At 66.7% G+C, this 21,781-nt stretch carries 18 protein-coding genes; all 18 read right to left on the bottom strand.

The features are described 5' to 3' along the window. Positions 1–1,419, bottom strand: a complete 1,419-nt coding sequence (gene xdhA, locus WCL10_RS08675; protein ID WP_336895228.1) for a xanthine dehydrogenase small subunit — start codon at positions 1,417–1,419, stop codon at positions 1–3. A gap of 3 nt (positions 1,420–1,422) precedes the next feature. Continuing rightward, entirely contained in the window at positions 1,423–1,752 is a 330-nt protein-coding gene (uraH, locus tag WCL10_RS08670; RefSeq protein ID WP_336895227.1) for a hydroxyisourate hydrolase, read from the bottom strand. Then, complete coding sequence (locus WCL10_RS08665; protein WP_336895226.1) at positions 1,749–2,942, bottom strand: urate hydroxylase PuuD; 1,194 nt, start codon at positions 2,940–2,942, stop codon at positions 1,749–1,751. The genes uraH and WCL10_RS08665 overlap by 4 nt, the downstream gene beginning before the upstream one ends. Beyond that, complete coding sequence (uraD, locus tag WCL10_RS08660) at positions 2,939–3,394, bottom strand: 2-oxo-4-hydroxy-4-carboxy-5-ureidoimidazoline decarboxylase (RefSeq protein ID WP_336895225.1); 456 nt, start codon at positions 3,392–3,394, stop codon at positions 2,939–2,941. Before uraD ends, WCL10_RS08665 begins: the two co-directional genes overlap by 4 nt. After that, entirely contained in the window at positions 3,391–3,771 is a 381-nt protein-coding gene (gene hpxZ / locus WCL10_RS08655; RefSeq protein ID WP_336895224.1) for an oxalurate catabolism protein HpxZ, read from the bottom strand. Before hpxZ ends, uraD begins: the two co-directional genes overlap by 4 nt. Continuing rightward, on the bottom strand, positions 3,768–4,655 hold the full coding sequence (gene puuE / locus WCL10_RS08650; protein ID WP_336895223.1) for an allantoinase PuuE: 888 nt from the start codon (positions 4,653–4,655) through the stop codon (positions 3,768–3,770). Before puuE ends, hpxZ begins: the two co-directional genes overlap by 4 nt. Next, positions 4,652–5,896, bottom strand: a complete 1,245-nt coding sequence (locus tag WCL10_RS08645; protein ID WP_336895222.1) for an alanine--glyoxylate aminotransferase family protein — start codon at positions 5,894–5,896, stop codon at positions 4,652–4,654. Before WCL10_RS08645 ends, puuE begins: the two co-directional genes overlap by 4 nt. Further along, positions 5,883–7,115: an allantoate amidohydrolase gene (locus tag WCL10_RS08640; RefSeq protein ID WP_336895221.1), complete on the bottom strand. Its 1,233-nt coding sequence runs from the start codon at positions 7,113–7,115 to the stop codon at positions 5,883–5,885. Before WCL10_RS08640 ends, WCL10_RS08645 begins: the two co-directional genes overlap by 14 nt. Further along, the gene (locus WCL10_RS08635) at positions 7,109–8,692 is read right to left on the bottom strand and encodes a gamma-glutamyltransferase (protein WP_336895220.1); all 1,584 of its coding nucleotides are present in this window, start codon (positions 8,690–8,692) and stop codon (positions 7,109–7,111) included. Before WCL10_RS08635 ends, WCL10_RS08640 begins: the two co-directional genes overlap by 7 nt. Then, positions 8,692–9,627 carry a 5'-methylthioadenosine/S-adenosylhomocysteine nucleosidase gene (locus WCL10_RS08630; protein WP_336895219.1) on the bottom strand — a complete coding sequence of 312 codons (936 nt, stop codon included), beginning with the start codon at positions 9,625–9,627 and terminating at the stop codon, positions 8,692–8,694. Before WCL10_RS08630 ends, WCL10_RS08635 begins: the two co-directional genes overlap by 1 nt. Beyond that, entirely contained in the window at positions 9,624–10,973 is a 1,350-nt protein-coding gene (locus tag WCL10_RS08625) for an NCS2 family permease (RefSeq protein ID WP_336895218.1), read from the bottom strand. The genes WCL10_RS08630 and WCL10_RS08625 overlap by 4 nt, the downstream gene beginning before the upstream one ends. Next, positions 10,970–12,304 carry an AtzE family amidohydrolase gene (locus WCL10_RS08620; RefSeq protein WP_336895217.1) on the bottom strand — a complete coding sequence of 445 codons (1,335 nt, stop codon included), beginning with the start codon at positions 12,302–12,304 and terminating at the stop codon, positions 10,970–10,972. Before WCL10_RS08620 ends, WCL10_RS08625 begins: the two co-directional genes overlap by 4 nt. After that, positions 12,301–13,458 carry a bile acid:sodium symporter gene (locus WCL10_RS08615; RefSeq protein WP_336895216.1) on the bottom strand — a complete coding sequence of 386 codons (1,158 nt, stop codon included), beginning with the start codon at positions 13,456–13,458 and terminating at the stop codon, positions 12,301–12,303. The genes WCL10_RS08620 and WCL10_RS08615 overlap by 4 nt, the downstream gene beginning before the upstream one ends. An 84-nt stretch (positions 13,459–13,542) precedes the next feature. Next, positions 13,543–14,934 (bottom strand): nucleobase:cation symporter-2 family protein, encoded by a 1,392-nt coding sequence (locus WCL10_RS08610; protein ID WP_336895215.1) that lies wholly within the window; start codon positions 14,932–14,934, stop codon positions 13,543–13,545. Between the two features lie 20 nt (positions 14,935–14,954). Then, positions 14,955–16,310 (bottom strand): 8-oxoguanine deaminase, encoded by a 1,356-nt coding sequence (locus WCL10_RS08605; RefSeq protein WP_336895214.1) that lies wholly within the window; start codon positions 16,308–16,310, stop codon positions 14,955–14,957. 15 nt (positions 16,311–16,325) lie between these two features. Next, positions 16,326–17,441 (bottom strand): purine nucleoside permease, encoded by a 1,116-nt coding sequence (locus WCL10_RS08600; RefSeq protein WP_336895213.1) that lies wholly within the window; start codon positions 17,439–17,441, stop codon positions 16,326–16,328. A gap of 89 nt (positions 17,442–17,530) precedes the next feature. After that, positions 17,531–19,972, bottom strand: coding sequence for a TonB-dependent receptor plug domain-containing protein (locus tag WCL10_RS08595; RefSeq protein WP_336895212.1), 2,442 nt, complete (start codon positions 19,970–19,972; stop codon positions 17,531–17,533). A 194-nt stretch (positions 19,973–20,166) separates the two neighbouring features. After that, complete coding sequence (locus WCL10_RS08590) at positions 20,167–21,723, bottom strand: adenosine deaminase (RefSeq protein ID WP_336895211.1); 1,557 nt, start codon at positions 21,721–21,723, stop codon at positions 20,167–20,169. Positions 21,724–21,781 lie beyond the last annotated feature (58 nt).

The raw sequence follows: 21,781 nt of genomic DNA, 5'->3' as shown, positions 1-21,781 counted from the left end.
TCAGGCCTCCACGTCCAGCACCGAGACCGCCGCGCCTTGCTCCCGGTGCCACAAGCGCCGCAGCAGCGCCGAGGCCGCCTCGATCCGATAGGCGGATGAACCGCGCACATCGCTCAGCGGGCTGAAGTCCCCCTTCAGTGCCTCTGCCGCCGCCGCGATCGTTGCCTCGCTGAACGGCTGGCCGAGAAGCGCCGCCTCGCAAGCCCCGGCACGCCGAGGCGTTGCCGCCATGCCGCCAAACGCCGCCCGTGCCGCCGTGATCGTGCCGGCCTCCACAGTCAGCGCGAAAGCTCCCAGAACTGCAGAGATATCGCTGTCAAATCGCCGCGATAGCTTGGAAACATGGACTATAGCGCCCGCCGAAGGACGCGGCACAAACACGCTCTCGACAAATTCCCCAGGCCGCCGGTCCTGCTTCCCGTAATCGAGGAAGTAGCCCTCAAGCGGCATTGTCCGCCGCCCTGCTGCCGAGCGCAAGGTCAGCTCCGCCCCCAGCGCAATCAGCGCCGGCGGACCATCCCCGATAGGCGAACCATTGGCGATATTCCCGCAGACCGTGGCGGAGGAGCGCACCTGCAAGCCTCCGATCCGGCGCACTAGCTCGCCCAGATCAGGATGCAACCGCGCCAGCGCCCCATGAGCCTCGGCATAGCGGACCCCGGCGCCCATGCGGACCCCTTCGGGCGTTTCGTCGATGGCCTTGAGGTCCGCGACGTCGCCGATGAACACCAGGCAATCGAGATCGCGCAGCCCCTTGGTCACCCACAGGCCGACATCGGTCGCCCCGGCAACAATCCGCGCCTCGGGATGCGCGGCCAGCACAGCGGCAAGCTCATCCGAGGAACGCGGTACAAACCATTGCCGTCCCTCGAAAGTCCCGCTCGCCATCCCGGCTTCGGTCAGCGCCGGCAACGCCGCTGCCACGCCGCTGTCATCCTGCTCAAGCCGGCTCACCGCCTGCCCCGCTTCCAGGATCGGCCCATACCCCGTGCAGCGGCAAAGGTTCCCTGCAATCGCATCGGCCACTGGCAGCTCGCTCCCCAGTGCACCGATTGCCCGCCCATGCAGCGACATCACGAACCCGGGCGTGCAGAACCCGCACTGCGAGCTGCCATTGGCTGCCATGCATGCCTGCAACGGATTGAGCCTGCCTTGCGGCGCGAGGCTCTCCACCGTCATCACCGCCTTGCCGTGGACCATCGGCAGAAACAGGATGCAGGCATTGACCGCCCGCCACCGCACCGCACCGTCCGATAGCTCGCCCACCAGCACCGTGCAGGCCCCGCAATCGCCTTCCGCACAGCCTTCCTTGGTGCCCGTGCGCCGCAAGGGCCCGCGCAAGGTCTCGAGCAGCGTGCCGGTCGGATCGGGATCGGCGATTTCGATCACCTCGCCATCCAGCAGGAAGCGCACCCCCACCGCTCAGCTCCCCCGATAGGTCGAATAGGCAAAGGGCGAGACGAGCAGCGGCACGTGATAGTGCCCGCCATCGGCGACTCCGAACGCGATCCGCACATCCCCCAAAAACGGCGGATCGGGCAGCGCCACGCCCGCTGCGGCGAAGTATTCGGCCACCACAAAGGTCAGTGCATAGCGGCCCGGCGCCAGTTCCGGCATGCCGGGGCAGCGCCCATCGGCATTGGTCTCGCCCGCGAATAGCGTATCGCCGCCCGCATCCTCCAGCCACAACTGCATGCCCGCCGCCGGCCGGCCATGCATGGTATCGAGCACATGCGTTGAAAGCGTCGTCATTGCGGGGCTCCTGCGGCGATCCAGCGGCCCAGCGCGTCGCGTTCGGCGCGGGTCATTCCGGTCGTGTTGCCAAGCGGCATGATCTCGGCATCGACCGCGACTTTCTGTACGCGCGGGGCGAACTGGCGGGCATGGTCGTAGCTTTCGAGCATCACGCCCAGCGGCGGCGCGGCAACCAGGTCGCTGGTCGGCTTCTCGGCATGGCAGGCGGTGCAGTGCTTCGCGAAGATGGGCTGCACGCTTGCCCAATCCGCCGGCCCAGCCACGCCGCCGGTGCTTTTTGGCGGCAGTGTGGACTTCTCGGCCGAAACATAAGTCACGCTGACCAGTGCCAGCACGCCCGCCACCGCCATGGCCCGCCCGGTCGGCTGGGCGCGATGCCTGAGGTTGAAAACATGCCGCACCGCCACGCCCGTCAGCCCCAGCAGCGCCAGCACCAGCCATGGCCGCCCCGCGCCGAACGTCATCGCGTAGTGGTGACTGATCATGATGAACAGCACCGGCAGGGTCATGTAGTTGTTGTGCAGCGAGCGCGCCTTGGCCGCCTTGCCCAGCGCCGGATCGGGCACTTCGCCCGCCACCAGCGCGGCCACCACCTTGCGCTGGTTCGGAATGATCACGAAGAACACGTTGCCGACCATCGCCGTACCGATGATCGCGCCGACATGCAGATAGGCCCCGCGCGCGCTGAAAACATGGTCGAGCCCGAATGCCGCCGCGACCAGCACACCGTACCACACCGCACCCAGCACTCGGTTATCGCGCCCGAGCGGCGAGCGGCATAGCCCGTCGTAGACCAGCCAACCGGCGACCAGCGAAGCGGCGCCGATACCCACCGCAGCGCCTTGCGAAAGCCGGGCCTTGGCCGGATCGATCAGGAAGCTTGCCGCCCCCACCCAGTAGATCAGCACCAGCAGCAAAAAGCCGGTTATCCAGGTGGTATAGGCTTCCCACATGAACCAGTGGAGGTCCTGAGGCATCTCGCGCGGTGCGACCTGATACTTCTGCTTGTGGTAGAACCCGCCGCCGTGGACCGACCAGACCTCCCCCGATGCCTCACCCGCTTTGGGCGGCACAAGATGGTTGTCGAGCCATACGAAGTAGAACGACGAGCCGATCCACGCGATCCCGGCGGTCAGGTGAAACCAGCGGATGGCGAGATTGAGCCACTCGGCCCAGTCAATGGTCATCGCGCGTCCTCCAGCCCCATATCCCTCAGGCGGAGGCGCACAATCTCGCCGATCTGAGCAATGGCGGCCGCGATCTCGGTCTCCCGATCGTTCGCCAACCTCGCCTCCATCGCGGCCAGAATTCCTGCCTTGTCGGTCAGCCGCACGCAGATGATGAAGGGAAACCCGAACCGCTCTCGGTAGGCGGCATTCAGCGCATGGAACCGCGCAAACTCGGCCTCGCTCAGTCGGTCGAGGCCCGCGCTCGCCTGCTCCGCCGCCGAAGCCTCGGTCAAGGTCCGGTCAATCGCCGCCTTGCCTGCAAGCTCCGGATGCGCGCGGATCAGCGCCAATTGCTCCTCTGCGCTCGCAGCATGGACAACTGCCATAAGGTCCGCGTGCCGGTCCCCGCTCGAACTCGCCGCGTCAGCCCGCGCCTCGACCCACGGACTATGCTCGAACAGCGCCGTCATGATCCCGCCCCTTCAAGGCTCACGTGCGCGGAGACGACTTTCCAGCCATCCTCAAACTTCACCCAAGCCTGGCTCTGCCGCCCGCGCCGCTCGCTGCTTTCGCGGAAGAACTCGGCATCGGCGGTCGCGAAGCTGTCGCCATATACCGTGATCGCGACATGCCCCAACCGCCGCTGCGGCGACCCGCCGCGCCCTTTGCGAAACGCGCGGATGGCCTCGATCCCCCACAGCACCTCGCCCACGCCAAAGCGGTTGGTGGTCGGTGCGTCGTGAAACAACGCGTCCATCGCCGGCAGATCATCCGCCATCAGCGCACGCTCGTATGCCTCGAACGCGGCGGTCATTTCGGCCAGCAGCACCGGATCGTTCACCTTCATGCCGGGTGCACCTCCAGCCAATGCCGCGCGATATCGATGCGCCGCGCAATCCAGGCATCCCCGCTCCCAATCACATGATCGACAAACCGCGCGACCGCCCGCGACCGCGCCGGGCGCCCGGCAATCCGCCCATGGAGCCCGACCGACATCATCCGGCCGCCTTCCTCGCGCAATTGCTCAAACGTATCGCGCAAGTACCGGAAAAACTGCTCGCCCTCGGTAAAGCCGTTGAGCGCCACCATCTTCATGTCGTTGGCATCGAGCGAATAGGGCACGATCAGTTGCGGGCGCCCATGCCGCCGGTCCCAATAAGGCAGATCATCGGCATAGCTGTCCGCATCGTAGAGAAAGCCGCCCTCTTCCACCACCAGCCGCGCCGTGTTGGGCGAGGTCCGCCCCTGATACCAGCCCAGCGGCCGCGCCCCCGTCAGCTCGGTGTGGAGCGCAATGGCCTTGGCGATATGCTCGCGCTCTAACTCCTCGGCGACATACTGGTAATCGATCCAGCGGTACCCGTGGCTCGCGATCTCCCATTCAGCCGCAAGCATCGCCTCGACCGCCGCCGGGTTCATCGCCATGGCCGCCGCGACACCGAACACTGTCACCGGCACACCGCGCTCCGCAAACAAGCGGTGCAGCCGCCAGAACCCGGCGCGGCTGCCATATTCGTAGAGGCTCTCCATCGCCATGGCCCGCGCCGGATGGCTCGCCGCCCCCACCATATCCGAAAGGAACGCCTCCGAACCCTTGTCGCCATTGACGACCGAGTTCTCCGCGCCTTCCTCGTAATTGATCACGAACTGCACGGCGACCTTCGCCCCGCCCGGCCAGCGGGCTTCGGGTGGCGTCGCCCCGTATCCAACCAGATCGCGCGCGGACGTCATGCCGTCTCGTCCCACGCTTTCAGCGCCGCCGGCACCGCCGCACCAAGCGGCACCGGATGCCCCGCCGCCGCCAGACACGCCTCCAGCGCGCCCAGCGTGAGCAAGACCTTGTGCTTCATCGCGTTGTACCCCATCGCGCCCAGCCGCCAGATCCTGCCTACGAGCGGCCCGAACGCGGTGCCGATCTCGATCTCGAAATGCTCGCGCATCGCGGTGCGGATTGCCTCGCCGTCCACGCCTTCGGGGATGTAGACGCCGGTCACATTGGTCATGCGGTGCGCGTCATCGCCGAACACTGTCAGGCCCATGGCGCGCAGGCCCGCCGTCATCGCCGCGCCCGCCTTGCGGTGGCGCAGGAACCGCGCCTCCAGCCCCTCGCCAAGCGCCACCCGCGCACATTCGCGCGCGGCGTAGAGCATCGAGGTCGCTTCGGTGTGGTGGTTGAGCCGCTTCTCGGACCAGTAGTCCATGATCATGGCAAGATCGAAGTAGTTGGAGCCGATGCGCGGCCCCGCCCCATCGCTGATATCCGCCCGGCGAATGCCCTGCTCGACATGCCGCCGCGCAAAGATCCGCTCCGCCGCGCGGTCCGAAATTGTGATCGGCGCAGAGCCCGAAGGCCCGCCGAGGCACTTCTGCAGGCCCCCCGTCACCACATCGACACCCCAGCGGTCGGTCGCGATTTCCATGCCGCCAAGGGTCGCCGTAGCATCGACGTAGGCATAAGCCCCCGCCGCCTTGCACAGCGCGCCGAGCCCCTCGAGCGGCTGCGCCATCGTGGTCGAGGTATCGCCATGCACCGTCGCCACGACCTTGGGCCCACAGCGCTCGATTGCCTCGGCAATCGCGGCTATCGGCACGATCTCGCCCCAGGGCGCGCTCACTTGCTCCACCGCCGCGCCGATGCGCCCCAAAATCTCGGTCAGCAGCAGGCCAAAGCGCCCGAAATTCACCACCAGCACGGTATCGCCGGGCTCGACCAGGCTCACCAGCGAAGCCTCGATCGCCGCGCGCGCGGTGCCGTCGATCAGCATGGTCCAGTGGTTCTCGGTAGCAAAAACCGGGCGGTAGAGCGCCATGACCTGATTCATGAATCCGGTCATTTCCGGATCGAACTGGCCGAGCAGGTCAGCCGCCATCGCGCGCAGCACGCGCGGATGCGCATTGACCGGCCCCGGCCCCATCAGCAAGCGCTGCGGCGGATCGATATCGCCGAAGAATGTCGGATCAAGCGGGTTCAACGGTCGCTCCCAGGCGTTGGATAAAGCCGGACATCACCGCCAGCGCCGCCTCGGCGTCTGCTGGCTCGACATGTTCGGCCGGGTTGTGACTCACGCCGCCCCGGCAGCGCACAAACAGCATGGCGGTCGGGCAGAGCGCGGCCATGTTCATGGCATCGTGCCCCGCACCCGAAACGAGGCGGAAAGGCCGGTGACCCGCCGCCTGTGCCGCTTCATCGAGCAGCGCGATCAGCCGAGGATCGCAGGGGCTGGCGGGCAGATCATGCCCCTTGCGCACGGAAAGCCCGAGATCGCGCGTATTGGCTATCTCGCGGAAGCGGCGCAGGATCTCCTCTGCCGCCGCATCGCGCGAGGGCACACTAGCCGCCCGCACATCGAGCGAGAAGGCGCATTTGCCCGCAATCACATTGGGCGCGCCCGAAGGCACCTGCACCACGCCGACAGTCGCCACGAGGTCCGGCGGCCCAGCCCGCGCCACGGATTCGGCGGCCAGCACCATCTCGGCCATCCCCGCGACCGCATCGCGCCTGAGGCCCATTGCCGTCGTCCCCGCATGGCCTGCGGTGCCGCCCACCTCGATCTCGAAGCGCAGTTGCGCGGCAATGCCGATCACCGTGCCCACCGCCAGCCCCTCGGCCTCCAGCACAGGTCCTTGCTCGATATGTGCCTCGAGGTAGGCCAAAACCTCCCCGGGCGCGCGCGCGGCGGAGGGATAGGCCGCCAGATCGACCAGATCCGCCAGCCGCACCCCGTCCCGGTCAGCCACCTCGAGCGCCGCCGGATCAAGCGTCCCCGCCGCCGCCCGGCTGGTCAGCATCGCGGCGGGAAAGCGCGATCCTTCCTCGTCGCCGAAAGCATAGACCTCGACCGCAAACGGCATTCGCACACCGCCCGACGAAAGCGCCGCAACCGCCTCAATTCCCAGCATGATCCCAAGCGGCCCATCATAAGCCCCGGCATTCCTCACGCTGTCGATATGACTGCCAATCACCAGCGCCGCAGCACCTGGCTCGCGGCCCCCGTAACGCCCGATCAGGTTCATTGCGGCATCGCATCGCACCGCCATGCCTGCCTCGGCCATCCATTCGGCAAGCTTGTCCTGCGCGGCATGATAGGCGGGCGATAGATAAGTCCGGGTCAGCCCCACTGCGCTGTCGCTGAACGGCGGCACCCCCAGCGAATCGCACCGCAAGACAGCCCGTGCACCGCCACTCACCATGCCGCCACCCCGCCATCGCTGCGCGGATCGGTTGCGCCGTCGAGATGCCCGTCCTTGTGCCGCACGATCGCACCGGCATGGCCCATCGTGGCGGTCAGCGGCCCGACGCGCTCGACCGCATGTCCTGCCGCTTCCAGTGCCGCATAGATCGCCGGGTCTAACCCGTCCTCCAGCTTGAGCGTGGTCGATTGGTCCCCCCAGGTCCGCCCCAGCAACCAGCGCGGCGCGCTGATCGCTTCCTGCAAGTCCGCGCCGAACCGCGCATAGCGCGAGAACAGCGCCGCCTGCGTCTGAGGCTGCCCCTCGCCGCCCATCGTGCCATAGGCCATGACCCGCCCGTCATCGAACCGCGCCAGCGCCGGATTGAGTGTGTGGAACGGCTTGCGATAGGGCTTCAGCGCATTCCACCCGCCCTCCGCCAGCCGGAAGCTGCTCCCCCGGTTCTGCCAGGTGATGCCCGTATTCGGCAGCACCAGCCCCGAACCGAACTCGAAATAGGTCGACTGGATCGCACTCACCACGCGCCCCTCGCCGTCCGCCGCGCCGAACCAGCAGGTATCGCCCCACTGCGGCGGCTGCGGCCAGGGGAGCGCCTTGGCGGGATCGATCCGCGCCGCCAGCGCATCCAGCGCCGCCCCATCATTCAGCAGCGCTTGCCAGTCGAACCCGTCGAAAACCGGATCGCCCATATGCTTGTCGCGCAGCATGAACGCCTGCTTGGTCGCTTCGACCAGCCCATGGACATGGTCGAACCCGTCTGCCGTGCCCGCCGCCAACCGATCAAACAGGGCCAGGATCAGCAGCGAAGCCGCCCCCTGCGTCGGCGGCGCGCTGTTCCACAACTGCGCGCCTCCAATCCGCACCGTCAGCGGCTCGGGCCGATAGACGACATGCGTCGCCAGGTCCGCCGCCGAAACCGGGCTCCCCAGCAAGGCCAGATCCGCCGCAATGTCTGCCGCCAAAGCGCCGGTGTAAAAGGTTTCCAGCCCCTCCGCGCAAAGCCGCTGCAAAGTTTCCGCCAGCACCGGCTGGCGCAGCACATCGCCTGCGCTGAGGGGCCGCCCATCCGGCTCGAACGTCGCGGCATAAGCCCCCGGCAGCCCGCGCAGTTCGCCGCCCTTGGCCTTGGCAATCGCCGCCTGCCCAGCGGTCACCACGACGCCTGCTTGGGCATGGCCGATCGCATCGCGCAAGAGCCGCGCCAGCGGCAGCGAACCGCCCGCCGTTTCCAGCGCAGCCGTCCAGCCCGAAATCGTCCCCGCCACCGTATTCGCCGCCAAGGGTCCGCGAAACGGCACCGCATCCAGCCCGGCATAAAGATCGAGCGAAGCCGCCCCCGCCGCCCCGCCGCAGCCGTGAATCCCATGCACCGCGCCATCGGGCTCGTGGATCACCCAGAAGCCATCCCCGCCGATCCCGGTCATATGCGGATAGACCACCGCGAGGCATGCCGCGACCGCGACAGTCGCCTCCACAGCGTTGCCACCGTCCTGCAAGACGGACAGGCCTGCCTCCGCCGCCAGCCGATGCGGCGCAGTCACCATGCCCTTGCGGCTCGAGACGGTCGTGAGCCCCATCAGTCGGGCAATGCCGCTACAAACGCGCGCACGACATGCGCCGAATTGGCCGAGGCGAGATGCTCGAAGGTGTACTCCATGTTCTTGTGCTGGTCTCCACCGGCAAGGTCCGAGAGGCTGCGGAACACGATCGCGGGTACGCTGTTGCTCATCGCCACCTGCATTACTGCCGCGCTCTCCATATCGAGCACCCGCGCCTTCCAAGCGCGCTGGAGGTAGATGCGGAACGCGGCATTGTCGGCATAGATGCCCGCCGTCACTCCCGTCCCGCCGACCACGACCTTGGGCGTGCGCGGCAGGCACAGCGCCGATCCGGGGCGCATCTTGTCAGACGGCTGCACGCAGCGTTCCAATGCAATGGTCGGCACCACCTTTCTCGCCAGCGCCAGAAGGTCCGCATCGACCGGAATGCGGTACACGCGCTGCATCTTCGCCGCCGCGCTGGTGATCAACGTCCCGCGCGGGAAGATGAAGTTCCAGTTCGCGGGGGATTCCGGATGGCCCTGATCCGGCGGCATCCACCCGCGCTTCGTTTTTCGCGCAAACGAGCCTTCCAGATACTGGCCCCAGTTCTCCGCCACCACCACATCGCCGATCGACAGCGACGGATCGACACCGCCCGCGATCCCGGAAAACACGATGCGCTTCACGTTGAACCGGTCGAGTACGATCTGCGTGCTCATCGCGGCATTCACCACGCTGACCCCGCTTTGCAGCAGCACGACGGGCTTGCCTTCCAGCGTACCCGTCAGGAAGGTGCTGCCGTTGATCGTGTGTTCTTTCGCATCCCTGATCGTGGGCACCAGCGAATGCCACTCGGGATAGAACGCCGTCATCACCACCGTGCGCGGCGTTTCATCCAGCCGCTGGGCGCACGCCGGCACCGCGAAAGCCGCCGCCAGTGCGGCCAGAGCAATGGTAATCCTGCGGATCATGCTGCCGCCATCCAGGCAAAGCGCGCCACGAACAGCGCGGCGAGTGTGTACAGGAACCAGTCCTTGAAGCTCGCCTCGCCCTTGATCAGCTTGAGCAAGGCATGCGCGGTAATCCCGAAGGCGAGGCCATTGGCGATCGAGAACGTCAGCGGGATCATCGCCACCGTCAGGAACGCCGGGATCGCCGCCATCGGGTCCTCCCAGTCAACCTCGGTCAAGGGCAGCAGCATCAGTCCCCCCACCACGACCAGAGCCGGCGCGGTTGCCGCCAGTGGCACGAGCTGCGCGTAGGGCGCCACGAACATGGTCGCGAAGAACAGCAGCCCGCAGACCACTGCCGTGAGCCCTGTGCGCCCGCCCGCCTGCACGCCCGCCGCGCTTTCGACATAGCTGGTGACGGTCGAGGTGCCCGCTACTGCGCCCACCATGGTCGCCACGGCATCGGTCATCAGAATGCGATTGAGGCCCGGGATCTTGCCTGCTGCATCCATCAGCCCGGCGCGCTTGGTCACCGCGACCAAGGTGCCGATGTTGTCGAACAGATCGACGAACAGGAACACGAAGAGGATTTCAAGCAGCCCCAGCCCCGCCTTGCCGGAAAGCCCGAACACGCCGGGAATATCGAGCTTGAACGCCGTCGCGGTCAGCGCCGAAAGGCTGTAGGGCTCGCTCGGCGCATGGACCTGCCCCATGGCCCACCCGGCCAGGGTCGTCAGCACAATCCCGATCAACATGGCCGCGCGCACATTCCAAACCGAGAGCGCGCCGATCACCACAAGGCCGAACAGCGCGAGCGCCGGCCCCGGCTGCGTCACGCTGCCGAGCGCCACGAAGGTCGCCGGATTGGCCACGACGATCCCGGCATCCTTGAGGCCAATGAAACCGATGAAGAGGCCAATGCCCCCCGCGACTGCCGCAAAGAGATGCTGCGGGATCACCGAGACGATCAGTTGCCGCACCCCCGTCAGCGTCAGGATCAGGAATGCCACGCCCGAAATGAACACGCAGCCCAGCGCCACCGGCCAAGGCACGCCCATCTGCTGCACCACGGTGAAGCTGAAATAGGCATTGAGCCCCATGCCCGGCGCCAGCGCCAGCGGGGTATTCGCGACCATGCCCATCAGGATCGAGGCGAACGCGGCAGCAAAGCACGTTGCCGCCGCGACCGATGCCACCGGCAGCCCCGCCTGGCCCAGGATCGCCGGGTTGACCAGCACGATATAGGCCATCGTCAGGAAAGTGGTGAACCCCGCCAGCACCTCGGTGCGCGCGGTGGTCCCACGTTCGCTCAGCCTGAACTGGCGTTCGAGCAGGCCTTGGCCTTGTTCCGCCGCTACCGCAGTCATGTCATTTCCCCCGCCAATACGCTTTCCGGCATGGTCACGCCGGTGATACCTCTGTCTTCAAGCTCCGCCGCCAGCCGCAGCAGCGCGCCCTCGCCGCCCGGCTTGCCAATCAGCTGCAAGCCAAGCGGCAATTGCCCCGGCCGCCTCAGCGGAACCGCCAGCACCGGCAGGCCCGTGAACGTGATCGGCTGGGTATGGATGCCAAGGTCCGCGCGCGCCGGGCTCAGGGCCCCGTCGATCATGATCTGCGGTTCGGCGATCAGGGGCGCCGCGCAAGGCGCGGACGGTGCCAGCAGCACGTCGAAGCCTGCCACCAGCGCCTCGATCCGCGCGCGGTAGTCCGCCCGGAACGCCTGCGCCTTTTCGTAAAGCGCGTCGGGCAGCAAGGCCCCGGCGATCAGCCGGTCGCGTACCGCCGGATCATAGGCCATCGGGTGCCTGGCGAGCGCGTCCCTGTGCAAATGCCCGCCTTCGTAGGCGGTAATGACGAAGGCCGCGCTGCGGGCCCGCCTGATATCGGGCAGCTCGACCAGCGGTGCACCCGGCACAATCATGTCGATCGCGGCCAGCTGCGCCGGATCGGCATTCTCGCGGAACCGCCCGCCCAGCCGGGCCACGCGCGGCGCATCCTCTGAAGGCGAAACCGCCTCCCCGCGCAGCACGCCCCACGCCAGCACGAGGTCGTCGAGGCTCGCCGCAAACGGCCCTATCTCGTCAAAACTCTCGGCAAAGGGAAAGGTCCCTGCAAGCGGCAGCTCGCCCCGCGCCGGCCGCAGCCCATATAGCCCGCAAAGGCTGGCAGGCACGCGCACCGAACCATTCGTGTCCGATCCCAGCGCCAAAGGCACCAGCCCCGCCGCCACCGCCGCCGCCGATCCACCGGATGAGCCGCCCGCCAGCCGCGCCGTATCATGCGGATTGCGCGTGGTGCCGAAGGCCGCGTTTACCGTGGCAAAGCCATACGCAAACTCATCCATGTTGAGCGTGCCGCACAGCACCGCACCCGCCGCGTTGAGCCGCCGGATCGCTGCGGCATCGGCCCGTGCCGGCGCGGCGCCGGTGCGCGAAGCAGAACCGGCAGTTGTCGGCAGCCCCGCGACATCGAACAGGTCCTTCACCGCATAGGGCACGCCCGCCAGCGGCCCCGGGTCCTCCCCGCGCGCAAGTCTGGCATCCACTGCTGCTGCTTCGGCCATGGCGCGCTCGGCCAGCACACGGGTCACCGCCACATGCCGGTCCGCCGCCAAGGCCGCAAGCGCGCGCTCGGCAACCTGCGCCGCCGTCACTTGCCCTGCGCGCACGGCGGCGGCGATATCCCGCGCCGTCCTCACGCCTTGCCCCCGTCAAGTACGGTCCGCGCGTGGCGGGTGAGCAGCGCGAGGTTGGCAGTCACACCGGCCCGGCATTCCTCAGGCACCGGCAGACCGATCTCCCCGGCCCGCGCCAGCGCCGCCGCCTCGCCCTGCGGCGGCAGAAGCGCCGCCTCGGCCTCGGCCGCCGCCAACGCCTCACCCTCGCGCCGCCAGCGCCCCGCAAGCCAGGCACACACGAAAAGCTGCAGCTGGTGGAAGATCATCAGCGGCAATATCACGATGCCCACTTGCGCCGGGGCAAACAAGGCGCCCGCCATCGGCACGCCCGAAACCAGGCTTTTCTTCGAACCGCAGAACAGGAGGACAATCGCATCCTCGCGTGCGAGCCCCGCTGCCCGCGCGGCCACGCCGTTGATGGCGATCACCACCGCCAGCATGGCCGCCGAAGCCGCGAGCAACACGCCAAGGTCAAACGGCCCCACACGCAGCCACACCCCGTTCACCACCGCCGCGCTGAACGCGGAATAGACCACCAGCAGCACCGAGGACCGGTCCACCGGCTGCAGCAGCTTCTTGTGCGTATCGATCCACTTGCCGATCAGCGGGCGCAGCAAATGCCCCACGACGAAGGGCAGCAGCAGCTGGCCTGCGATCTTTTCCACCGAAGCGAGCCCGTCCATCCCGCCGCCCACGCTTCCGCTCGAATGGATGAACACCGCCACCAGCAGCGGGGTAAGCACCACGCCGATGAGGTTGGAAAGCGAGGCGCTGCACACCGCCGCCGCAACGTTGCCGCCCGCCATTGCGGTCATCGCAATCGAGCTTTGCACCGTGGAGGGCAGCAGCGCGAGGAACAGGAGACCCATCGCCAATGTCGGGTCGATAAACCGCCCCGTCACCGCCTGCGCGGCAAGGCCCAGCACCGGAAACAGGATATACGTGAAAGCCAGCGTCATCAGATGCAGCCGCCAGTGCCCGATCCCGGCCAGCACCGCCTCCCGCGAAAGCTTGGCGCCGTGGAGGAAGAACAGCAGCACGATCGCGGCATTGGCGGCAAAGTCGAACCCCGCCAGCACCACCCCGCGCGCAGGCAGCACGCTTGCCGCCACGACGCAGCCGACCAGCCACATCAGGAACGGATCGACCGAGGGTAATTTGATGCGCGCTGCCATGGTCCCGCCCCTATGCCGCGCCGACCCCTACCGATCCAACGCAATGAACCGGACGGATTGTTGCAAAAAAGAGCGCGCTCGTCACTACCCCGTCACTCCGCTGCTCGCGGGGCTCGCGCTCGTTGCTTCCTCGTCCGCTGTCTCGGCCGGCAGCACAAGGTTGAGCACGATAGCCAGAACCGCCGCCGGCAGCACACCCGAAGTCGCGAGGATGCGCGCCGTCTCGGGCAGATAAGTCACTGCCGCCGGTTCCAGCTGCAAGCCCAGCGCCAGCGACAGCGGCACGCCGAAGACCAGCATGTTGCGCTGGTTCCACGTAACTCCCGCCAGCATCGACAGCGCCGCCGAAGCGACCATGCCGAACATCACGATCACGCCGCCGCCCAGCACTTCGATGGGGATCGTGGTGATCACCGCACCGATCTTGGGCACGAGGCCGCATACAATGAGGAACACCGCGCCAAGCGTCACGACGTGGCGGCTCATCATGCCGGTGATCGCGATCAGGCCCACGTTCTGGCTGAAGGTGGTGTTGGGCATCGCGCCGAACACGGCGGCAAGCGCAGTCCCCACCCCGTCCGCCGCGACCGCGCCCTTGAGTTCGGCATCGGTCGCTGGCCGACCCGCCGTGCCCTCGCAGATCGCCTCGACATCACCGATCGATTCGATCGAGGAAACAAAGCCCGTCAGCACAAAGCCGAGGATCGCCGAGGCCGAGAATGCGATGCCGAAATGGAACGGCTGCGGCACCATGGCGAGCGGTGCGTCGGCGACCGCGGCAAAGGAAATCCGCCCCATTGCCAGCGCCGCGAGATAGCCCGCCGCCAGCCCAAGCAGCACCGAGGCGGTCGACCAGATGCCGCGCGCGAAGAATTTGAGCCCCAGCGTCGCGAAAACGACCACGCTTGCCAGCAGCCAGCTCGCCCCCGCGCCATAGGCCGGCGTGCCGATGGCGGGCACCCCGCCGGCCGAATACTGCACCCCGATGCGCATCAGCGAGAGGCCGATCATCAGCACGACAAGGCCGGTGATCAGCGGCGGCAAGGCAAAGCGCACGCGGCCCACGAACACGCTCAAGGCCCCGTGCACCAGCCCGCCGATCAGCGCCGCCGTGGTCAGCGCGGCCATGGCCCCCACGCCCTTGCCCGCCACGATCGGGATCATCACCGGGATATAGGCAAAGCTCGTCCCCTGCACGAGCGGCAGCCGCGCGCCGATGGGACCAAGGCCGACCGTCTGCATGAGCGTGGCGATCCCGGCGAACAGCATCGCCATCTGGATCATATAGATGAGCTCTGATGGATCAGGGGAGCCGAAACCGAAACCCGCCGCGCCTGCGATGATGATCGGCGGCGTCAGGTTGGAGACGAACATCGCCAGCACGTGCTGGATGCCAAGCGGCAAGGCGAGCCCCAGCCCCGGGAAGTAGTCCGGGTTGCGGGCGGATTCGCGGCTTACCGAAGCGGGCAATGGCACGGCGGGCGGTCTCCTAGTCTCTAGGCCATGAGGCGATTGAGCGAGCTGCGCGCGGCCTTGAGCACGGCGGCGCGCGGCGTGCGCACAAGATCGCCGCCGCGTACCACTGGCCGCCCCTCGACGAACAAGTCGCGCACCCCCGCTGGCGGCGCCAGCACGAGGCCTGCGACCAGATCCCACGCGCCCATGGAAGCCACATCGGCCATGTCCCACACTGCAACATCGGCGCGCTTGCCCGCTGCAAGCTGGCCCAGATCAGGCCGCCCCAGCACCGCCGCCCCGCCGCGCGTCGCAAGGCGCAGCGCCTCGCGCGCCGCAAAAGCCGTCGCGCCATGAGTCACACGCTGGAGCAACATGGCCTGCCGCGCCTCGCCCAGCAGGTTTGCCGTATCGTTAGAGGCGGAACCATCGACGCCGAGCCCCACCGGCACCCCCGCATCAACCATCGCCCGCACCGGCGCCACGCCCGAACCCAGACGGCAATTCGAACCAGGACAATGCGCCACACCCGTGCGCGTGCGGGCGAAGAGATCTATCTCGCTGTGGTCGAGGTGGACGCAATGCGCATGCCACACATCGGGCCCGGTCCAGCCCAGCTCTTCGGCATATTGCCCCGGCCGGCAACCGAAGCGCTCGAGGCTGAACGCCACGTCGTCGGCATCCTCGGCGAGGTGCGTGTGCAGCATCACGCCCTTGTCGCGGGCCAGCAGCGCGGCGTCGCGCATCAGCTCGCGGCTCACCGAAAAGGGCGAGCACGGCGCCACACCCACGCGCACCATCGCGCCCTCCGCGCCGTCGTGAAAGCGGTCGATCACGCGGATGCAGTCGGCCAGGATCGCATCCTCGCGCTCGACCAGACTGTCCGGCGGCAAGCCCCCGGCACTTTCCCCGACGCTCATCGCGCCGCGAGTTGCATGAAAACGCAGTCCGATGCCCTCGGCGGCATGGATCGTGTCATCCAAGGTGACGCCGTTCGGGAACAGATAGAGGTGGTCCGAACTCAGCGAACAGCCCGAAAGCGCCAGCTCCGCCAGCCCCAGCTGCGTCGCCGCGAAGACGTCCTCCGGCGTATAGCGCGCCCAGACCGGATAAAGCCGCTTCAGCCAGCCGAACAGCGAAGCCTCGGTCGCGCCGGGCACCGCGCGGGTCAGCGTCTGGTACAAGTGGTGGTGCGTGTTGATCAGCCCCGGAGTTACCACGCAGCCTGCTGCCTCGACGATCACATCGGCATGGCCTGCAAGCGGCGCCAGTTCGGCGGTCGTCCCCACCGCCAGCACGACCCCGTCGCGCAGAGCAACCGCGCCGCCGGCAATCTCGGTTCCCGCGTCGTCCATCACCGCAACGACCGCGGCGTTCCGGATGAGCGTCAGTGCCATGTCAGCAGCGACCTGTCATTTCGGAGGGGCCTTCTCATAGCGGTCCCAGTGGGTCACGATTTCGTCCACCACCTTGCCGCCGACGCGGTAGAGGCTCTCCAGCGCCGCAGTCATACCGGCGTAGCCCTGGTTTTCGCTGAGGAGGTAGGTCGCCGCATCAGTCCCCGGCGGCGGCATCGTGAAATTGCTACCCGCACGCAGCACCAGAACGCGGTCCCTGTCCGCCCTGCCGACTTTGGTGAGGTACTCGATCGACTGGAAAGTTCCCGTCTCCTCCATCGCGGAGGTCACGAACGCGCCCTTCCCGCGCGTCCAGAACGAGGTCCAGTCGTTGGCCCACGCGGTCATCTTGGCGCCGTGCCAGAAGGTCATCGCTGCAAGGTTGTCGCCCTTGAGCACGAACGGCGGCTTCTGCGCATTGGGATAGCCCTTGAACGCCATGCGGGCCGCGGCAATGCGCGGATCATCCGGCAGCGCCATGTCCTTTGTCAGCGCATAGGCCCAGTCCTGCAGCGCCGGATTGAGCTCGAACATCTCGCCGTTTACCGGGTCCAGCGGCGTAGGGTCCATCGGCCCCTTGCTGTGCAGAGCGAAGTAGCCGCTCTTCCAGTCTTTGGGGATTTCGCGCGCATCTATCTCGTGCGCGATGTCGCCGTCGATCAGATAGTGCGCCCAGGCCGCCGAGCCGACCGAGGCATCCTCAGGGTCGATCCCCGCAATCCCCGCGACCAGCCAGTAGGCCCTAGAAAGATCGAGCCGCTCATCCAGCCCCAGCGCCAGCGCCGCAGTGGCAGACTTGATCGAGCCCATGCCGGTCACGATGGCCAGCACGCCGGTTTCGGGATCATAGGCAAGGTTGTGCCACCCTTGCGGGAACGGCAGCGTTTCGGTGAGGTGGCGGCGCTCTTTCCAGAGCTGGAATTCGCCAGGCTTGTCGCCGGTATCCTTGCCGATCTCGAACATGGTGACGACCACCACGCGCACCGGCAGCTTCGCCGTGCAAGGCCGCGCAGGCGCACAGGCCCTGACCGCGGCGAGCGTTGCATAATCCGCCACAGGGGCCGCCAGCGCAGGCGCGGCGCCAACCAGAAGTGCTGCGGCAAGGGTCGCAAGGCGCGCGAAAGCAGGCATGGTCGGAGCCGCCTTGAACAGAAACGAAAAATCAGGGGAAGCCAGGGGCAGCGCATACAGCGCCGCCCCCGCTCCATTCATTCAGGTCATCAGAACTTGTAGACGACCGAGGCCTGCCAGCTGCGCGGACGCTCGGGCAGCGCGATCGTGCTGCCGAAGAGTTCGGTGAAGTTGGCGCGGAAGTACTTGGCATTCGTGATGTTCTTGCCCACCACGCGGAACAGCCACGGCCCCGTCGCAAAGGACACACTGCCATCGACCAGCGTATAGGCCGGCAGACGGACCGACTGCGCCTGACCCGAGAACACCGACGGCACATGGCTGATGCTGCCGGCAAAGGCGAGGCCGTTGTCGAACGAGTAGGTTGCGGTGGCCGAGTAGAGGTCCTTCGGAATACCCGCGCGGCGTGCCTGGTCCTTGTTCGCGATCGGCAGCAGGCCGAACAGCTGGCCGCCGAGGTGCAGCGAGGGATCCTTGATCCCCTTCAGATCCTCGATGCCGAAGAAGCTGAACAGCACACCGTCGTTGAGCGCGGTCAGGTTGTAGACGTTGGTCTTGGTATAGGCGCCCGTCACGAGGAAGTGCTTGTCCACCGACCAGCGCACTTCGGCTTCAAGGCCCTTGGTCTCGACCGCCTGGTTGACGGTGATCGACTGCGCGTTGAAGTCGACGCGGGTCTGCTTGTAGACCGAAACCGCCGCATAGAGCCGGTTGTTGAGGAACGAGCCCTTGATGCCGCCTTCATAGAGCTTCGAAGCGCTGATCCAGGTGCCGCCCTTGAGGTTGCCCGGATCGAGCTCCGCGCCCTGCCCGGCAATGACCACCGACTGGCGCGCGATCGTGCCATAGGGGACAAGACCAAACGGCAGCTTGTAGTTGGCGCTGACCGACCACGACCACGCACCCTTGGTGTCTTCGCCCACCGAGCCGTCCTTCGAGCGGGTGCGCGTGGCATCGCTCGTCGATTTGCCCTTGATGTTGTCGTAGCGGACGCCGCCCGTCACATCGAGGCCGAAGTTGAAATCGAGATCGACGAGGCCAGCCAGACCGAAGTCGGTATAATAGCCGGTCACGTAGGTCGAATAATCCTTGCCCGATACGGTCGAAAGTAACCGCGACGAGCGCGCGTCATAGCCCTTGCTCAGATCGACGCGGTGGAAGTATTCGTAGTCGAAGTCATCACCATGCTTGAAGTTCGTGTACCGGACCGAGGGCGAGAATTGGACCGAGAACTTTCCGAGATCGTTGGTGAACTTCTTCGCAACCACGATCTTGTCCTCGATCACATAGGAATCGTGGAACTGCGAGAAGCCGTAAGCGTTCTCGTTGAGGTTGGTGTAGCCGTCATAGAACAGCTGGTTCTTGATCTCGAGGTCGTTGCCGGCATCGAAGATCAGGTCCATGTAGGCGGTCTTGGCCTTGTTCCACAGCTTGTCCTCAGGACCCGTCAGCGTGTTGCGGCGGCTGAGCTTGGTCGTGCCGACATTGGTCAGCGCGAGCTTGGGGAAGTTCGCCTTGACGCAGGCATCGGTCCACGCACCCGCGAAAGGACCGCCGCCGCAGGCAAAGGCGCCGAACACACCGAACGAGCCGGCCGCATCGAACTCGTTCGGCGAGAGCTTGCCGTCACCGCTCGTGTCGAGCGGCTGGGCCGAACCGGTGATGTAGGTGCCGTTGTCGACAAGGTCCTGCGTCAGGCGGTTCCAGCCGCCGTTCTGCTGGCCCTTGTAGTCGTGGTACATGCCGCCGAATTCAAGCCGCAGGTTGGGCGCCAGATCGGTGTCGAACGCCGCCTGCAGAATGGTCTGCTTGGTGTTCATATTGCGGTAGTAGCTGCCCGAATCCTCGACCTCGGCGTAGAGGCTGTAGCCGAATTCCTGTCCGCCGATCTTGCCCGGGCCGCGCAGGTCCGCGCTGAGCACGCTCTTGCTCCAGCTGCCGGTGGTGTAGGAAAGCTGGCCGGCCGGGCTGTCCATGTACTTGCCCTTGGCCACGCGGGCCGACTTGGGCACGAAGTTCATGTAGCCGCCGGTCTTCGACGGGCCGTAGATCGGCGAGGCGGGGCCGCGCACGATATCGATGCGGTCCGAAGCGCCGATCGGGGTCGGGTAGTTGCCCGGGTTGTCGAGACGGCGCACACCGCGGAAATAGACTTCGCCGGGGGTGCCGCGGATGTCGAGCGCGCCGCCGACGCCGAAGAACGAGTTGGTGAACGTGCCCGGAGCCTGCGCCACGAGATCGTAGATCTCGCTCACGCCGAAGCGCTCAAGCTGCTCCTTCGAGATCGTCGAGGCCGAGCGCGGCGTTTCGACAAGGTTCTTGTCAAAGCCGAAGATCGAGCCGACGTCCTTGACCGGCAGCGCGCCCAGCGAGCCCACGACGACGATTTCGTCCTTGGCAGGCGCCTCGTCCGCCGGTGCTTCCTGCGCGAAGGCGGGTACCGTCAGCGCGGTGCAACCGAGAAGCAGCGCAAGACCTTTCACAAGGCTGCGGGGCGCAGCAAGCTGCGCAGGTTTGTTCGGGTAGAGCATTGAGTTAACCCCCTGGGACGCAAATGGCGCACCGCCCCCACCTGCCGTGAGGGCCGAAATGCGCGTGGTTGAACCGCGCCTCTCCCGCAAACCACCGAGCGTCTTCCCCGCCGTCATGCCGCAATGCGGCATCCCCGAAGCTGGGCGCACCCGTTTCTTATAATGCCACCGCAGCGGCAATTCGTATTACTCTCTTAAGACACCTTTCCAACACGCGCCAGACGCTCCGTCTCAAAAGCAGCAAAACGCTGTTCAAGATCCATCTGCAGGCGGGCCTTCTCGTTTCCTGCCAGATACTTGCCGCACGAGGGTGTGGCAAAATCAGCACAGACCGCCACCGGCACCGGCGTGACCGGATCGGTCCAGAGCGCCGCGCCCGGCACAAAAGAATAGTGCAGTGCAGCGCGGGCAACCTGCTTCAGGTCCTTGTAGCCCAGCCCCTGCTCGGTGACCGCGCGGACATACTCATTGGTCATATCACTACGCAGCACACCCTGATCGTCTGTCGACAGCACCACCGGCACACCGTGCTTGCGGTAGAGAGCAAGCGGATGGTCGCGGCCCCTGACGCCAAGGATCACGGCATTGCTGGTGAGATTGATCTCGACCGCAATGCCGTCCCGCGCCATGCGCACCATGGTGTCTTCGGCCTTGTCCTCGAAGGCGATGCCTGTGCCGTGGCCGATGCGCTTGGCGCCCACCGCCACTGCCTGCGCGATATGATCCTTGAGATCCTGCGGCGGCACCTGCCCCAGCGTGACTTCACCGGCATGAAGCGTCAGCGAAACCTTGGGATACTTCGCGGCGAGGAAGCGGATCATCGCCATATGCAGGCCATAGTCGCGCCGCGCCAGCCAGGCGTCCTCGGGCATCACGATATTGACGCCGACAAAGCGCGGATCGGCATCGGCCATCATGAAGCCCAGGATCAGCGAGCGGTAGACCTGCCACGGCGGCAACGCGCGCAGGGCCTGGAACAAATAATGCAACGCCACCTTGCACCCTGGCTCGGCCGCCGGCGTGGCGCAGGACATGTCCCTTGCCGACGCCGCCTCGTCGGCATCGAGTTCGGCCCGCGCCTTGGGAATGAGCGACGCGAAGGCCTTGGCTTCGCCGGCGTAGACCGCCGCAAGATCGGCCTCGCCCATCGGTTCGTCGCCCGCCGCGCGCACCACCGATACCAGTGCCAGTGTGTTGTGATCCAGTTCAAGGTACGAGAGGTTGTCTCCCGCCGCGATGCGCCGCGTGGCTGTCAGCATCTTCGCGGTCTCGCCGCCCATCTTGCCGAAGCGCTCGAACGAGCGGAAGAACTGGGTGTGGCCGGACACATCGTTCTGCCCGACCCCGCGCTGGAACCCGCGCGTCGACATCGCGTCGATCAGCCGGTCCATACCGAATTCGTTGGTCGCCGCGAACCGCTCGATCCCGCGCTCGGCCGGGCACGGCGGCGGTTCTACGCCAAGCCCGGTCGCATCGACGCAGAAACCCTTTGCACCGGCCCAGGTCAGGAAATCCTCGGCATAGATCGCGCCGCCGAGGTGATTGTGGAGATCGCCGCCCTTGGGCATGGAACGCAGCAGCACGCGCAGCGCCGGCGGGCTGTCTTTCGCGGCCTCGACTAGTGTGGCCACCGCCGCCTCGCGCGCCGGATCGACCAGTGGCACCGGTCCGGCAAGGGCTGGAAGCGGGAGCGAAACGAGCAGCGCCGCGACAAGCGCGCGCCATCCCGTTGCCCCTTTGCTCCCTGCCATTCCTTGTGCGCTCCGACCCGATTTGTGCTGTGCAGCGTGATTATGGTCTTGACCTGTT

This window comes from Novosphingobium sp. (assembly GCF_037133355.1).
GTDB lineage: Bacteria > Pseudomonadota > Alphaproteobacteria > Sphingomonadales > Sphingomonadaceae > Novosphingobium.
Note: the sequence above shows the minus strand (reverse complement) of the source record. Positions and strands in the feature narration are given on the sequence as shown.